The organism is Paraburkholderia bannensis NBRC 103871, from assembly GCF_000685015.1.
Taxonomy (GTDB): domain Bacteria; phylum Pseudomonadota; class Gammaproteobacteria; order Burkholderiales; family Burkholderiaceae; genus Paraburkholderia; species Paraburkholderia bannensis.
On the sequence record NZ_BAYA01000051.1, the window covers coordinates 1 to 14416 of the forward strand.

Annotated in this window: 14 protein-coding genes; 9 read left to right on the plus strand and 5 right to left on the minus strand. The window is 59.6% G+C overall.

Going from position 1 to position 14416, the window contains the following annotated elements; all coding sequences use genetic code 11:
- The 3 genes from BBA01S_RS44570 to BBA01S_RS37220 form a co-directional block, all read left to right on the plus strand.
- Positions 1-369, plus strand: a 369-nt coding sequence (locus BBA01S_RS44570) for a hypothetical protein (RefSeq protein ID WP_042298529.1), incomplete at its 5' end; no start/stop codon positions are given.
- Positions 370-803: 434 nt separating this feature from the next.
- Positions 804-1178, plus strand: a complete 375-nt coding sequence (locus BBA01S_RS37215) for a cytochrome b562 (RefSeq protein WP_027820839.1) — start codon at positions 804-806, stop codon at positions 1176-1178.
- A gap of 32 nt (positions 1179-1210) precedes the next feature.
- The gene (locus BBA01S_RS37220) at positions 1211-1771 is read left to right on the plus strand and encodes a cytochrome b (protein WP_027820840.1); all 561 of its coding nucleotides are present in this window, start codon (positions 1211-1213) and stop codon (positions 1769-1771) included.
- A 280-nt stretch (positions 1772-2051) separates the two neighbouring features.
- On the opposite strand, the gene BBA01S_RS37225 is transcribed toward BBA01S_RS37220, so the two are convergent.
- Both BBA01S_RS37225 and BBA01S_RS46410 read right to left on the minus strand, forming a co-directional pair.
- The gene (locus BBA01S_RS37225) at positions 2052-2495 is read right to left on the minus strand and encodes a cupredoxin domain-containing protein (RefSeq protein ID WP_042298530.1); all 444 of its coding nucleotides are present in this window, start codon (positions 2493-2495) and stop codon (positions 2052-2054) included.
- A 276-nt stretch (positions 2496-2771) separates the two neighbouring features.
- Positions 2772-3529 (minus strand): IS5 family transposase gene (locus BBA01S_RS46410; protein WP_174479201.1). Its coding sequence is split into 2 segments (ribosomal slippage): positions 2772-3208 and positions 3208-3529, totalling 759 coding nucleotides; the frame shifts between segments, so codons are not numbered across the junction.
- A gap of 617 nt (positions 3530-4146) precedes the next feature.
- Here BBA01S_RS46410 and BBA01S_RS37240 point away from each other — a divergent pair.
- From BBA01S_RS37240 to BBA01S_RS37255, 4 genes are all read left to right on the plus strand, one after another.
- Positions 4147-5022: a sulfurtransferase gene (locus tag BBA01S_RS37240; protein ID WP_027820844.1), complete on the plus strand. Its 876-nt coding sequence runs from the start codon at positions 4147-4149 to the stop codon at positions 5020-5022.
- 153 nt (positions 5023-5175) lie between these two features.
- Positions 5176-6408, plus strand: coding sequence for a molybdopterin-dependent oxidoreductase (locus BBA01S_RS37245; RefSeq protein WP_027820845.1), 1233 nt, complete (start codon positions 5176-5178; stop codon positions 6406-6408).
- Between the two features lie 10 nt (positions 6409-6418).
- A complete protein-coding gene (locus BBA01S_RS47385) occupies positions 6419-6754 on the plus strand; it encodes a c-type cytochrome (protein ID WP_156966245.1) in 336 nt (111 codons plus the stop codon).
- A 309-nt stretch (positions 6755-7063) separates the two neighbouring features.
- Complete coding sequence (locus BBA01S_RS37255) at positions 7064-9436, plus strand: plasma-membrane proton-efflux P-type ATPase (protein ID WP_027820846.1); 2373 nt, start codon at positions 7064-7066, stop codon at positions 9434-9436.
- Between the two features lie 516 nt (positions 9437-9952).
- On the opposite strand, the gene BBA01S_RS48715 is transcribed toward BBA01S_RS37255, so the two are convergent.
- The 3 genes from BBA01S_RS48715 to pstS form a co-directional block, all read right to left on the minus strand.
- On the minus strand, positions 9953-10510 hold the full coding sequence (locus tag BBA01S_RS48715; protein WP_027820847.1) for a universal stress protein: 558 nt from the start codon (positions 10508-10510) through the stop codon (positions 9953-9955).
- A 506-nt stretch (positions 10511-11016) separates the two neighbouring features.
- Complete coding sequence (locus BBA01S_RS37265) at positions 11017-11676, minus strand: winged helix-turn-helix domain-containing protein (protein WP_027820848.1); 660 nt, start codon at positions 11674-11676, stop codon at positions 11017-11019.
- A gap of 510 nt (positions 11677-12186) precedes the next feature.
- Positions 12187-13215 carry a phosphate ABC transporter substrate-binding protein PstS gene (gene pstS, locus BBA01S_RS37270; RefSeq protein ID WP_027820849.1) on the minus strand — a complete coding sequence of 343 codons (1029 nt, stop codon included), beginning with the start codon at positions 13213-13215 and terminating at the stop codon, positions 12187-12189.
- Between the two features lie 400 nt (positions 13216-13615).
- Here pstS and BBA01S_RS37275 point away from each other — a divergent pair, with 400 nt between their 5' ends.
- Entirely contained in the window at positions 13616-13939 is a 324-nt protein-coding gene (locus BBA01S_RS37275) for a DUF4148 domain-containing protein (protein ID WP_027820850.1), read from the plus strand.
- A 149-nt stretch (positions 13940-14088) separates the two neighbouring features.
- Complete coding sequence (locus tag BBA01S_RS46415) at positions 14089-14403, plus strand: DUF4148 domain-containing protein (protein ID WP_084162783.1); 315 nt, start codon at positions 14089-14091, stop codon at positions 14401-14403.
- Positions 14404-14416 lie beyond the last annotated feature (13 nt).

Consider the following 14416-nt stretch of genomic DNA (forward strand, 5'->3'; position numbering starts at 1 on the left):
CCTTCTAACGAACCAACTCCCGTCGACGCCGGAGACAGGATCATGCGAACCTTATTGATGATCGTTAGCGTAGCCGCGCTCTGCTCATCGTCGGTTGCGCTTGCGCAGTCGACACTGATCATTCACCCGTCGCCGCTCAAATGTGAGAACCTGCTGGCAATGGCGAATCATGGCGTGCCTGTTCTAGTGGATCGGGTGGCGGCTGCGAACAGGCAGAACGTCAAGACGGATAACGCGCTTGTCATCGATGCCGAAGCACCGTCCGGCCTGATCGTTGATGAGTGCAGCGAAGTGCCAAGGGTGACCTTCGCCGTCGATGTCGCGCGCGGAAGCGGCTCCACGCACTTCGACGACAGTACATACCATTGACGCGAGAACGCGATTCTTAAAATTTTCGTAGTATGGTCACCGCCACAGTGGAATACGGGAGCACGGACCTGATCTTTCACCTGGAAGACCCCAACGAGTGCGCAGTGATCGAACTTTGCACCGGGCACGGGTAAGCCTGCATCGCAGATAGGGCAACCGGATGGCGAGACCGGAAGGATCATCAGGAGCAGCGTGAAATCGCGCGGCACTGCGAACAGTGCGCTCAGGATGCGCATTGCTGTGGACCGTTCCGTGGCGTCGCAGCGTGCGGTGAGGTTCGCCTGCGAGTTCGCGCCAGCTGGCAGTGCCATCCGCATCGTAGTGTTATGCAGTAAATCCGGTATCGATCGCGAACCGGCCTCGGTCCTTAAGCCTGCGTTAACTGTGCCCTCCGTACAATGGCCAGATTAAGATTTCACGCCTGATGACCGCCCATGTCCACGCTTTCGTTTCATGATCGCGCCAAGTTGTTGTTGTGCGCGTCACTTCTCGCGGTCTCGTCATTCGCACAGGCCGGGGAGATCAAAATGCTGATGAGGGACATGAAGCTCGCCATGCAGGGCGCGATGGCAAGCACGACGATGCCCGCCTTGAGCAGTTACGTGGCGCGCCTGGAACGTGATGTGGAGCAAGTCAGTCATCAACCTTACCGCGACGACCAACCCACCTACGACGAAGGCATGCAGGCTCTGCGGCGCGAACTTGTCGACGTCGATCAGGCCATTCGCGCAAACGACATGACCACTGCCAAGAACGCTCTGCGCAGGATCGACGGAACCAGAAAGCACTACCACGACCTGCTGGGCTAACCGGCACGCGAATTCGATCCAGCTCCTATTTCATGAAACCCTCTTCGCGCTACCCCATTTCAGTCAGTCTTCTGCACTGGTTGCTGGCCATCGCGCTGATCGGCAATCTCGTCATCGGCTGGCTGCTAGATGACAGGGAGGAACTCCTTGCCCTGCACAAATCGATCGGCATTGCCATCCTAGTCCTCGCACTCATCCGCCTCGCGAACCGGCTCCGCGTGCGGAACCAGTTACCGCCTTCCGTGAACAAAACCGGTACGGCGACATACTTCGTGGAAAGCACAGCCCATTGCCTGCTCTATGTGTTGATGCTCGCGGCTCCTCTGCTCGGGTGGCTAAAAACCAATGCGGCAGGACACGCAGCCAGTTTCTTTGGGCTCTTCTCGTTGCCGACGCTGTTGTCCAGGAGCCACGAGTTGTCAAACTGGTTAGGAAAACTACACGCAATGACGGCCTACGGATTGGCCGCACTGATAGGTTTGCACGTGCTGGGGGCTCTGGCGCACCGGCTACTCAGGGGGCATAACATCCTTCCACGCATTCTTCCCTTGCGCCAACGGCCGCTATCCAAGGTGAAACACCTGCCGGACTAACCGAACTGGATTGATCCCGCAAGTCACACTGTTTCGCGTGCTGGCCAAGCATTTGGCGCATAAACGCACAACGGCTCGCCGGCGTATGGTCACGCAAGGGCCAACCGGACTGCAGTCCCGTGTCTCGTTCGATTCGCTCGCCATCTGTAGCCGACCCTGAACACACCTGCGTAGCCGCCTCAATCCCACAGGCGACATCCGCCGATGATGCCTCCGCACTCTGCGTGCCCCGACGCGCTCTCAGGCATGGGGCAGGGCGTTGACACTTTGCTCAACGGCATCATTTCGCCGCACTGACGATAAACGTGGCACGCATTGCGTCGCGAAAGTGTCCTGGCTCGTTGCAGAATGCAATATAGCGGCCGGGCTTGAGTTGAAGACGTGTCGTGACAGTCTCCCGGGGGTTAAGGTCTTCCACACCTTGCAGCTTGCTCAGGCGATCTTCATCAACCTGCTGTGTCTTCTGATCATACGGTAGTGCGCTACCGTCGTTGGACCACGGCAAGATCAGGAATTCGTGTTTCAACGTACGCGACTCATTCGTGATCGTAAATTCGACCGGTCCTGCCGGCACAGTCGACGGCACCAGAGTCAATGACATTCCGGCACTCCCACCGTCTGAAAGGTGAACCGTTACCGCGGTCGGCTCGACTGGTAGCGCAGCCGGTGCAACGGCAAAAAGACCTGCAGTCACCAGTGCCTGAAACACATTCCTCTTCAGCATGGCAAGCCTCCTGTTCGATAGCGATTTCCCAGATACCGTGCTGGCCATTCCACTGGCGCGTCGCCAGTGATTCCGGTCACCATTGAATTGCGTCATACGATGCGTCACTGATACTCAGGGAGGGATTTCCCCTCCCTGAGTATCAGTGCAAGGCTTGAACAGCTGGTTCGAATAGTGATTCGAAAGTCAATGTAACGCTGCCTGGCTTAAGACTAGCTTATGGTCGTGCTCCCTTGGCCGATGACTGTGCTCTCCGGAGAATGCGCTAGGTCCTGTTCACATTCTCACGAACGGTCCAAAGGCACAGGCAAGCGAAGCGAAGGCGAGATAGTTCCCTGCGAGCTTGTCGTAGCGAGTGGCGACACGACGAAAATGTTTGATACGACCGAAAAATCGTTCGACGATGTTCCGGGTCCGATACAGCACGCGGCTATAGCGACGCTTGGTCTTGCGGTTCGAACGCGGCGGAATTACGGCCTTCGCACGCGTAGTTCGGATACTCTCCACAAAGGCGTTCGAGTCGTAGCCCTTGTCAGCGATGACCGCGCCGGTGCGCAAATGCTCAACCAGTTCATTCGCGCACGTGATATCGGAAACTTGTCCCTCGGTGGCAATCAACCGCAGGGGGCGTCCGGCGTCATCGACGGCAAGGTGCAACTTGGTGGTCAGTCCACCTCGCGAGCGTCCAAGCGCTTGCGGACCGTTTTTTTTCGAGCCCCGGACGAATGCTGGTGTGCGCGCACGATGGTCGAATCGATCAACACATGCTTGATCTCGGTTTCGTCGGCCACGGCGTGAATCACGCGTTCCCATACACCCTTGCGACGCCACCTGGAGAAACGCATGTACACCGTATGCCATCGGCCGAACGCCCTGGGCAAATCGCGCCACGGGTAGCCGGTCCGGCCGATCCAGAGGACAGCTTCGATAAACCAACGATTGTCGGTCGCCGTTCGCCCTGGATCGCCTTCCTTGCCCGGCAAGACGGATTCGATTCGTGCCCATACTTCATCGCTCAATAACGTTCGAATCATCTTGCCCTGCTCGCGCAAAAGACAAGATGTAAACACATTTCATCGAATGTAAACAGCCCCTAGCCCTTGCCCGCTGCTGCGATACCTCGCCGATCACACCGGATAAGAGTCACCCCACGTGAATTTCAATTGCGGTTCGCGCAACGCATCCCGCACGCTCGGGTGGAGTTCCTGACGAACGTCAAGTCGCCACATCCTGATCATCCCATTGGTTTCTTTGCACAGCCTTCTCGACGTCGCTAGCTGTCGCTGCGCACATCGAATTGGCTGGTTTTTGCTTCGAGCGAATTGATGCCAGGACAGTTTGACTTGCATCAAAGGCAATGCCCCGGGACTAGCGTAGCTTTTTCTGCGTGAGGTAAGAGTGTCCCGCGCGAGAATCGCTATATAACGGGCTCCCGAAATGGGCCAGGTTCGGGGCGGGCCCGGTGATAGCGGTTCGGCTTTGCATCAGAATTTTTCCTGTGACACGGGAACGAAGTCGTGGGTCGGTGAATGACAAGGCGAAAACCAAAGTCTCTCTGTCGCGATGGCCCTTAAGCACCCGGAGCATTTGCCGACTGAGTTCTGAGGTAAGAAATTTCGCAATCCAAGGCGTCTAACCCGGGAGGTAAGCCATGAGCGAACATGTCCTCATTTCGCCGCGCGAATTGTCTGAAATAATGGCATCTAAATCGGTAGTGCTGGTCGACACACGAGACGCCGCGAACTACGCGGAGGCCCACCTGCCCGGCGCGGTGAATATTCACGAAATATTTACGTATCTTGCCACATCAACCCCCGACGGCCTGGCGGCATTACGCGACAAGTTTGCCAGTGCGTTCGGAAACGCAGGCCTGTCTGGCAAAGAAACCGCCGTTGTTTACGAACAGTCCATGGAAACCGGATTTGGCCAGTCGTGCCGCGGCTATGTGCTCCTGAGGTATCTCGGTTATCCACGCGAAAAGATCAAGGTTCTGCACGGCGGCTATGCAGCCTGGCGTGCGGAAGGCTTCCCCAGTACAACCGAAGTACCTGTTCCGAGGCCTGCTACATTCCCGACAAGCTCCAGCGCCGGTAACCTGCTCGTCGACCTTTCGGCAATGAAGACCGCCGTAGCGGACAAATCAATCGTGAAACTTGATGTCCGGGATGTTGATGAATGGATCGGTGAGAGTTCTTCTCCTTATGGCAAGGACTTTTGCCCGCGCAAAGGAAGGATTCCCGGTTCGATCTGGATCGAGTGGTACCGCATGATGAAGCCCACGCCGACAGGCCAAATGTTCAAGTCGCGCCAGGAAATTCTGGCCGAGTGCGCGACCGCAGGCATTTCCCATGAAACGCCCGTCATCGTTTTTTGTTTCAAGGGTGCCCGGGCCTCCAATACCTTTCTCGCGCTTGAGGAGGCCGGCCTCAAGGACGTACGGCTCTATTTCGGGTCATGGAACGAATGGTCACGCGACCCCTCCCTCCCCATCGAACAGGGCCTGCCATACCAGGTGAACGCTGCGTAAGTATCTGGGTCCATGGCAGTCCAAATGAATAGGGATCGCCATCGGGTAACTCCTTGTGGAGACTCGCCATCGTGCTGCATATATTGATCCGGGTGGGAGCGTGAACCGCTTCGTGGGAAAGACAAACCGGCTTTTTCGGATTCGGAGCAAGCGATGAACCATGGATATGACATCAGGCGCCGTCACGTGCTGCGGTCCATCGTGGCGGCAGGCGCGGGCTACCTGACGTGGGGATTGTCAGACATCGCAAGAGCCGCGAATGCGATCACACTCCCCTTTGAAAACGGGCTTCGGGAATTGACCACTGCGTTTCCACAAAAGGGTGAATTGTTGCTCTTGCGCAGCCGTCCGCCGTTGCTTGAAACACCGTTCTCCGTGTTCGACCAGGGTGTTTTCACGCCAAATGATCAGTTTTTTGTCCGCTGGCACCTCGGGGGAATTCCACCGAGCGTCGACGCACGCAGCTTCCGTATCAGGATTCACGGGTCGGTACACCGCGAGGTCGCTCTCGGCCTTGCAGAGCTGACGAGCGACTTCGAGCGAGTCGAACTCGCCGCCGTCAACCAGTGCGCGGGGAACTCGCGAGGCTTCTTCACTCCGCGCGTCGCAGGCGGAGAGTGGGGAAATGGCGCGATGGGTAACGCTCGCTGGACAGGAGTGCGCCTCAAGGACATTCTGGACCGCGCGGGCGTGAAGTCGGACGCGATTCAGGTGCGCTTCAATGGGGCCGACGCAGGGGCGATCCCGGCCACCCCTGACTTCGTCAAGACGCTGAGCGTCGATCACGCACGCGACGGCGAAGTGATGGTGGCATTCGCAATGAACGGCAAGCCCCTGCCGATCCTGAACGGGTTTCCGCTACGGCTGGTCGTCCCTGGATGGTATTCGACGTACTGGGTGAAGATGCTCAACGATATCGAGATCATCGACGCGCCGGACACGAACTTCTGGATGACGAAAGCCTATCAAATTCCGGACACGCCTCACGCTAACGTGGCACCCGGGCAGAGTGGAGTCAAGACCGTCCCGATCAACCGGATGGTCCCGCGCTCGTTCATCACGAACCTGAGCGACGGAGCTGTCGTGGATGTTGCCAGACCCCAGACCATACGCGGTATTGCATTCGGGGGCGACACCGGCGTCCGCGCGGTACACCTCTCAACCGACAACGGGATGACATGGAAACTCGCGAAGTTGGGTCAGAACGTCGGAAAGTACAGCTTTCGTCGCTGGGAAGCGCAGTTCCTGCCACGGCACGCGGGCCAGTACGTGTTAAAGGTCAGGGCTGTGAACGACGACGGCGCCCAGCAGCCGGATACGCCGAACTGGAACCCGGGCGGCTACATGCGTAACGTTGTCGAGTCAATCACCGTCTTCGCGGCTTGAGGAGTCCATCATGAAGCCATGGGCAGCCTGGGTCACTGCTTCAGTAGCGGGCACTGTCGTTTTGGGCGTGGCCGCAGCCCAGCCCCCTCGTACTGTCTCGCGGGATAACGTGGAGGTTTCGTTCCCCGCGGGGAAGGCCTTTCCGTCGGGTCCCGGCTCGGACCTCGCGAACGCGCATTGCCTGATTTGTCACTCTGCCGGCATGGTGACGCGTCAACCACCGCTCACCTTTGATGACTGGAAAGCCGAAGTGAGCAAAATGCGGGCGGTCTACGGTGCGCCGTTTCCAGCTGAGAGTATCGATGACATCGCGCACTATCTGGTGACCATCAACGGGAAACGCTGATGAGAAATTCCCCGGAGTCCAGGAGACACAACGACCGCACCTGCCACAGCATGCCAGTGCAGCCCCCCAGGCGCAAGGAAGCTGTCGACGCCACCGATAGCCGCGGTTCGACTGGATGGCGCTTTCCTGAGGTCGGCAGCGAAGACACTCAGAAGGAGCGATTGCCACAGATACGCCGGAGACAGGCCGCCAGGTCCCGATGGCCCCGGCGTCACGGCCGGCTCGCCGAGCACTCCGCGCGTCACCTGCGAACGGGAATAGTTTCCAGCTGACCGCCTCTTGCTGCCGAGAACCACCCCTCGCCATTCCATGACAATAGCCGTTGAACCACGCGCAGGCACTGCACCAGAACTGTCTCCCACCAACCACGCAACCGGGCTCGCATCGGCCGAAGCGGAACGTCGTCTTCAACTCCTCGGCGCCAACGCAATAGAGGAGATCCGCACGCCGCGCTGGCGCCAGTTTCTTGGCAAGCTCTGGGGACCGGTGCCGTGGATGCTTGAGGCGGTCATCGTGCTTCAGATGATGCTGGGCCGCGGCCAGGAGGCGCTTGTTATCCTGTTTCTGCTCGCTTTCAACGCCCTTGTTGCTTTTGTCCAGGAGCGCCGGGCGCAGGACGCGCTGGCTTTGTTGCGGCGGCAGTTGCAGATCAACGCGCGCGTGCTGCGTGCAGCGCAGTGGAACCGCTTGCCCGCGGCGCAACTGGTCCCCGGCGATGTGGTGCATCTGCGCGCGGGCGACATCGTGCCCGCCGACCTGATGCTGTTCGACGGGACGGTCGCGCTCGATCAATCGGCACTGACTGGTGAATCCCTTACCGTCGAGGCGGGAGCAGGGCAACCCGCATACACCGGGTCGATTGTTCGTCAGGGCGAAGCCAGCGGCGAAGTCAACGCCACCGGTTCGCGAACGTACTTCGGCCGGACTGCGGAACTTGTGCGCACGTCCAGCGCGCCAAGTCATATGCAACGCACGATATTCTCAATCGTGAAGCGCCTTGTTGCCTTCGACCTCGTACTCATCCTGCTGGCGGTCCTCTATGCCTCGACGCATGGTCTGCCGTTGACCGACACGGTGGTGTTCGCACTGCTGCTGCTGATTGCTTCGGTTCCCGTAGCGTTGCCGGCTACGTACACGCTAGCCACGGCAGTTGCGAGTACCCGCCTTGCGAAACAGGGCGTTCTCGTGACCCGGCTACCAGCGGTAGAGGAAGCAGCCGCGATGGACACGCTTCTGTCCGACAAGACCGGCACGCTAACGCAGAACGCGCTGTCGGTCATGGGCGTCACGGTTCTCGCGGCCGTCGACGAGGCGACCGTTCTACGCGCCGCGGCAATGGCGAGCGACGATGCATCGCAGGATCCGCTCGATCTCGCGATTCTCGCCGCCTATCACACTCACGCGCAGGCAACCGCTTTGCCGGCCCGCACGGACTTCCGGCCTTTCGACCCGACAACGCGTTTCAGTGAAGGTGTATATGTCGTCGAGGGCCAGGACTGGCACGCGCTGAAAGGGGCACCCAGGGCGGTATTCGAGCACTGCAGGACCGATGTGGCACGCCGAGACGCCGCACAGGAAGCCAGGCAGGTACTCGCCGCCGGGGGGGCGCGCGTGCTGGCCGTCGCCGCGGGTCCGGCTGGTGCGACCGAGCTTGTCGGGCTCATTGGCCTCGCTGATCCGCCTCGGGACGATGCCGCCAGGCTCATCGCAGAACTCGGCCAGCTTGGCGTGCGCGTGTGCATGGCGACCGGCGACGCGCTGGAGACGGCGCGCGCAATCGGAGAGCGGCTCGGGCTTGGTTCCCGTGTCTGTGTTCCGCGCGGAGACGACCTGCTTCATCCCGAAATTTGTGACATTTTCGCCCGCGTGCTACCGGAAGAAAAGCACGCGATCGTCCGCGCGTTACAACAGGCGGGGCACGTCACAGGCATGACGGGCGACGGCGTCAACGACGCCCCCGCGCTGCGGCAGGCCGAACTCGGCATCGCCGTGGCCAGCGCCACCGACGTTGCCAAGGCGGCTGCCGGAGTTGTCCTGACCGATCACGGTTTGGGCGGTGTCCTCACAGTGGTTGGCACGGGTCGGGAGGTTCACCGGCGCATGCTCACCTACATCCTCAACAAGATCGTGAAGACGCTCGAGATCGCCGCTTTCCTGACACTTGGCCTTTGGCTCACAAAGGGCTTCGTGATCTCGCCGCGTCTCATCGTCCTGCTGCTGTTCGCCAACGACTTCGTGACGATGAGTATCGCAGGTGACCGCGTGCGGCCAGCCACGCGGCCACAGAGCTGGCGCGTCCGGCAGCTTCTTGGCGCCGCGTCCGTGCTTGCCGCAGTTTCGCTCGCTTTCACGTTGTCACTCTACGCCGTCATGCGCGCGCAGCTCGGACTTGATTACGCACAGATGCAGACAATGGTGTTCCTGATGCTGGTCTTCACCACTCAGGCTAACGTTTATGTGCTTCGAAGCGACGCACGGATCTGGACGTTTGCACCGGCTGCGATCATGGCATCAGTGAGTGTCATGGACATCGTCCTCGTGAGCGCGATGGCCGTGACCGGAACGTTGATGGCGGCGGTCGCGCTCAGGCAGCTCGGAGTGTTGATTTCCGCAGTCGTAGCGTTCACCCTTGTTCTCGACCAGATCAAGGGCATCGTCTTTCGGCGCTTCAGGCTCAACTGAGCGGCGATTTTCGTGAGCGATCGGCCATATCGGGACGCACCACGCTGGCTTCAACCTCGCATCGACCGCCGAAACCAGGTTCATCCGTGCAGAAAAATGGCGACCTCGCCGCGTGGGGCGTCGCCGCCGCCTGCAATTCCTCCGGCGGGCTTGTGATGCCGTCGAATGTCCCGGGCAATCTGCACGACAAGCGAACGCTCTCAAACTGCGCTATAGACTTTGGAGGATGCACCTGCTACGGTCACTAGCGGGTCCGTTTCGGCTGAGACGGACATGCCATCGAGAGAAGCAGAGCTCTCGACTTTGATGCCCGCGCTCACTTCTCCCTCGAGTCGCGGGCTTTTTTTCGTAGAGGTCATTGAAAACTCGTGCTGCCGCACGAGCCCGAACGAAGCGCGTCGTGCTTGCGCGGCGCTACGCAAGGCATGCTGGGCATTCTGCCGGGTAAGCACTTTTGCCATTCCCAGGCAGGACTTCACTGCGGGGAATCGAGCCTTTCGGGCTCGCCCCTCGCTTTCAGGACCGCCCTGCCGCTGCCCTGCGGGACTCTGGCGGAATGACCAGAATCGGGACATGCGTAGTACGCAGACAGGACACCGTCGTACTGCCGAGCAGGAGTCGATCAAGACCATGACGACTGCGAGTTCCGAGGACAATGAGGTCCGCTTGCCACCTTGCAGCCTCGTCGAGCAGGACTACTGCGATATCCCGGTCGCACGCGTCAATCAGTCGTGTCTCGCCCTCGACGCCGGTCAGGATAAACAGATCCTTCGCGCGTGAAAGTGCGGCATGGGCCCGTGCCTTCAATGCTAGTGAAAGGCCGACCGTGTCCCCGAAGCCTGGCCCTGGTCCCAAGGTGTCCGGGACGGGTATCAGCACACTCACCACAAGGAGTGCAGCCTTTCGCTGACTGGCGAAGCGGAGTGCTTCAGCAAGGATTCGTACTGAGGCCTGCGTGCCATCTATCCCGGTCATGATGCGACTGAACACTATGTCCCCCACCTGTGAGAACGCCCGGTATGCCGGCAGGAGGCACACAGCCTGCCCCACGAAAGCGCCCGATCTCCCCTGCATTCGCTTGCCGCACGATTACAGCATATCAGCGCAAAGAAGGTAACGATCTACGTCGACTGCGCCAACGAAAAGAGGATTGCGGGGCCGAGGAATACACCTCAAAAGTCGTGAAGTCTCGCGACATCGGCACGCGGGCCTACGCGGAGCACCGCGCCAACCAAAGTCCTGCGCGAGTGCCGGGTCAACCCATGTCCGGCTTTGCGCCCGAATGGTGAGACTTTTCGGGATCGGCCACCCTGTCGATCGTTTCAATGTCTCTTTCGACTGCCACGACGAAAAGTGAGCCAAGGCGCGAAACGCGCTGCGAAAGCAACCTCATTGCGGGAACACTATCCAGTGTGCGACGACACGCGGTTGATCTGGCGCAATCGATACCGGCGGCGTTACCATCATTTTGGTAACCGATCAGTCAGAATCGGAACATATGGTCTGCGGGCTTTCCGTTTCAATGCATCTCCCGGCGCTGTACCGGCGGAACCAGTTTTCTCATACCGGAGGCCTGACTGTCACGAGAAATAGCTCATCCGGTAGCCAACGCCCCTGACTGTCATGATCGCCTGAGCGCCAAGCCTGTCGCGCAGACCATGTACAACCAGATCGACGGCACGCCCTGCAACGGGGCTTTGACGTCCATAAAGGTAAGAGGCAAGCTCTGAGCGCGTCATTACCCTCGTTGGGTCATTTGCAAGTGCAATCAGCAGCCGGTATTCACTGCGCCGCAGCGTCACCGGCATACCGTCGCACGTCACCAGATGCTCGGCGGTGTTGATGCAGAGCTTGCCCATCGACATCGCTCCGCGCTCATGGAGCGGGCGACACATCAACTGGCGCACCCTTGTGCCAAGGTCCTGCGGCTCAAACGGTTTCATCAGGTACTCGTCGGCACCCTCCTCAAGTACGATCTGTGGGCTTTCCAGCTGACCCTGAGGCAATAGCGCGATCACAACCGCCGTGCCTCCCTGGCGGCGGTAGCCTCGCAGCAGGCGCAACGGATTCAGGGTGGCGCTTCCGAAATCGATGAGCACGAGTTCGTGAACCAGATGCAACAAGCCGAGTTCAGCTTCATATTCGCTGCTCGCCCAGTCGGACTCATGTCCGGCGCGCTGCATCAGCTCAATGATGGGCAGCGCACTCGATTCGTCGTCTCCAATCAGCAACCACTTCACGCCGCCCTCCCGTCTCCGACTTACATTGTCAGGCTGGCAGTCTTAACCGAACCTTAAGGCCCTGCGCGAGTAAGAACGGCTTGCTGAGCGTCAAGCTGGCTTTCATGGTCCATGGGCGCAAATGATGTTGTCGTGCAGTGCGTCGACCGCGCAATTCGATACCTGAACAAAATGGGCGTTACTGCCAGCTACGCATGATCCCTGGGTTGCAGGAAATTCGGACTGAATCACTCGTGAGATTAAACCTGTCGGTCGAGGCGGGAAGGATGCTCTCGTCGCATCCGCACGATCGGGGATGACGTTCGTGGGCATCTTCGCGATTCCCTAGCGGGCCGCCTGAAGAATTGGATGACGAGTGTACAGGTGCCGCAATAACGGCAGCGGCCCTCGCCTGTGTCGCAGGCGAAGCCGCCGGGACGGGCGAATTCTCGCGCATTTTCAAGGCGGTGGAGATGACTCTCCACAGGCGGACGCGGGATCGAGCAGCCCTCGCGCCCGCGCGCCTGACTCTTACTGAGCGATCGCCTTTCCGCTCGCGTCCTTCACCTTCGCCTTCCACTGAGTCTCAATCTCGGTGACCACGGATTGCGGCAGCGAGATGTAGTCGAGGCTGTCAGCAGCCGGCGTACCGTTCTTGAACGCCCAGTCGAAGAACTTGAGCGTTTCCTTGCCCTGGTCCGGCTTGTCCTGCGCGGTGTGCAGCAGCACGAAGGTCGCGCCGACGACCGGCCATGCGTCCTTGCCCGGCTCGTTCGTGAGGATCTGGTAGAACGACTTCTTCCAGTCCGCGCCAGCCGCCGCCGCCTTGAACGTTTCGGTGTCCGGCTGAACCACAGCGCCCGACTCGTTCTTCATGGCAGTGTAGACCATGTGATTTTGCTTGGCGTACGCCCACTCGACGTAGCCGATCGCGCCCGCCAGACGCTGAATAAACGCGGCGACGCCGTCGTTGCCCTTGCCGCCCGTACCCGTCGGCCAGTTCACGGTCGTGCCTTCGCCGACCTTGCTCTTCCACTCGGGGTTGACCTTCGAGAGGTAGTTCGTCCAGATGAAGCTGGTGCCCGAACCGTCGGCGCGGCGGACTACGGCGATGTCGAGATCAGGCAGCTTGACCTTCGGGTTCAGCGCGACGATGGCCGGATCGTTCCACTTCTTGATCTTGCCGAGGTAGATGTCGCCGAGCACCGGGCCCGACAGCGTGACTTCGCCGGCCTTGACGCCCGGCACGTTGATCGCCGGCACGACGCCGCCGACCACCGTCGGGAACTGGAACAGGCCGTCCTTGGCCAGTTCGTCGTCCTTCAGCGGAGCATCCGAGCCCGCGAAGTCAACGGTCTTGGCCTGAATCTGCTTGATGCCGCCCGACGACCCAATACCCTGGTAATTCACCTTGCCGCCGCCCGACTTCTGATAGGCGTCCGCCCATTTGGCGTAGATCGGAAGTGCGAACGTGCTGCCGGCACCAGTAATGTCTGCGGCCTGCGCAATCGACGCTGACAGCAGCGTAATCATCACAAACGGAATGGATTTCAGTTTCATCTAATGCTCCTGGTTTTCGTGGCGAAGTAGGTGGCGTCGCACGATATCCACCGTCTGTGACGCTTTCGTGAATGTTGAATTGTTCTCAGTTTTCTTTATGGTGAGCGCACCAGCAAACACCCCGCGTGTACGCGTACACGCAACTGCGGTCAAGAATTCATCGAAGCCCAGGACCGGTCACCGGGCAATCCTGCGATACGTGCCAGCTATCCCCCGCTCTGCGGCCCATCGCTTTCCATCCGGCGTCAATATTCGAATGACACGCGAACATTTGGCGATCATCTCACATGATCAGGTTTGCTTATAAATCGAGATTATTCATCGTTAACTCGCACATAAGTTTCGCTCGTCAGAATCAACGTGCAGGTCTACCAATCCATCTACCGTCTGGAGGCTTTATATGAAGACGACAATCATCGGGATCGCCAGCATCGGAATGCTGGTCGCCCCGCTTCTTGCCTTTGCGCAAACGAACACCCATCCGACTCGTGCAGAGGTACGTGCCGAACTCGTGCAGCTCGAAAAGGCGGGCTACAACCCCGCGAAGCGTGACGAGGCTACCTACCCCAGTGACATTCAGGCTGCTGAAGCACGCGTCGCGGCCGAAAATGCCGCCGGCGGCCTGTCGACATCCGGAATGGGCAGTAGCACTGGCAGCGCCTCGCAGTCCGGGCGGAGCAGCACCTCGCACCACAGCACATCGACGCTGTATGAACACCATTAATGGCATCGCACCCTGGCCCAGGATGGCGTGAACGAGGCTTCGGGACGCTTGGCTTTAATCGCGTTTTAAGTATTCTGGCTCACGCTTGGGATACGGGAACTTGAGATCCCGCCCGCACTGCAGACAGGTAAATCAGGGAGGTACTCATCATGAGAACGCTTTTGGGGGTGGTCGCCCTTTCACTCATTGTTGCCGCGCCGACAGTTTCCTTTGCTCAGACGTCGAATGACCCTGTGACACGCGAGCAGGTCCGCTCCGAGCTTGTGCAGCTCGAACATGCAGGCTACAAGCCGAGCAGAACAAAGTATCCTGCCGATATCCAGGCTGCGGAGGCTCGCGTTGCTGCGCAGAACCCTGCGGCCGGTAATGCTAGGACAGCATACGGCGGCACGACTGCGGGTACGTCGCAGGCGGGGCATCGTATCTCAAAGGCAACGTGGGACTCGCTGTACAGCCATCACTGACACGGGGAAGGAA

What these genes read in the sequence shown, in the direction of transcription:
- BBA01S_RS37215 (WP_027820839.1), top strand. Translation starts at nt 804, where the DNA reads ATGTCCACGCTTTCGTTTCATGATCGCGCCAAGTTGTTGTTGTGCGCG.
- BBA01S_RS37220 (WP_027820840.1), top strand. Translation starts at nt 1,211, where the DNA reads ATGAAACCCTCTTCGCGCTACCCCATTTCAGTCAGTCTTCTGCACTGG.
- BBA01S_RS37225 (WP_042298530.1), bottom strand. Translation starts at nt 2,495, where the DNA reads ATGCTGAAGAGGAATGTGTTTCAGGCACTGGTGACTGCAGGTCTTTTT.
- BBA01S_RS37240 (WP_027820844.1), top strand. Translation starts at nt 4,147, where the DNA reads ATGAGCGAACATGTCCTCATTTCGCCGCGCGAATTGTCTGAAATAATG.
- BBA01S_RS37245 (WP_027820845.1), top strand. Translation starts at nt 5,176, where the DNA reads ATGAACCATGGATATGACATCAGGCGCCGTCACGTGCTGCGGTCCATC.
- BBA01S_RS47385 (WP_156966245.1), top strand. Translation starts at nt 6,419, where the DNA reads ATGAAGCCATGGGCAGCCTGGGTCACTGCTTCAGTAGCGGGCACTGTC.
- BBA01S_RS37255 (WP_027820846.1), top strand. Translation starts at nt 7,064, where the DNA reads ATGACAATAGCCGTTGAACCACGCGCAGGCACTGCACCAGAACTGTCT.
- BBA01S_RS48715 (WP_027820847.1), bottom strand. Translation starts at nt 10,510, where the DNA reads ATGCAGGGGAGATCGGGCGCTTTCGTGGGGCAGGCTGTGTGCCTCCTG.
- pstS (WP_027820849.1), bottom strand. Translation starts at nt 13,215, where the DNA reads ATGAAACTGAAATCCATTCCGTTTGTGATGATTACGCTGCTGTCAGCG.
- BBA01S_RS37275 (WP_027820850.1), top strand. Translation starts at nt 13,616, where the DNA reads ATGAAGACGACAATCATCGGGATCGCCAGCATCGGAATGCTGGTCGCC.
- BBA01S_RS46415 (WP_084162783.1), top strand. Translation starts at nt 14,089, where the DNA reads ATGAGAACGCTTTTGGGGGTGGTCGCCCTTTCACTCATTGTTGCCGCG.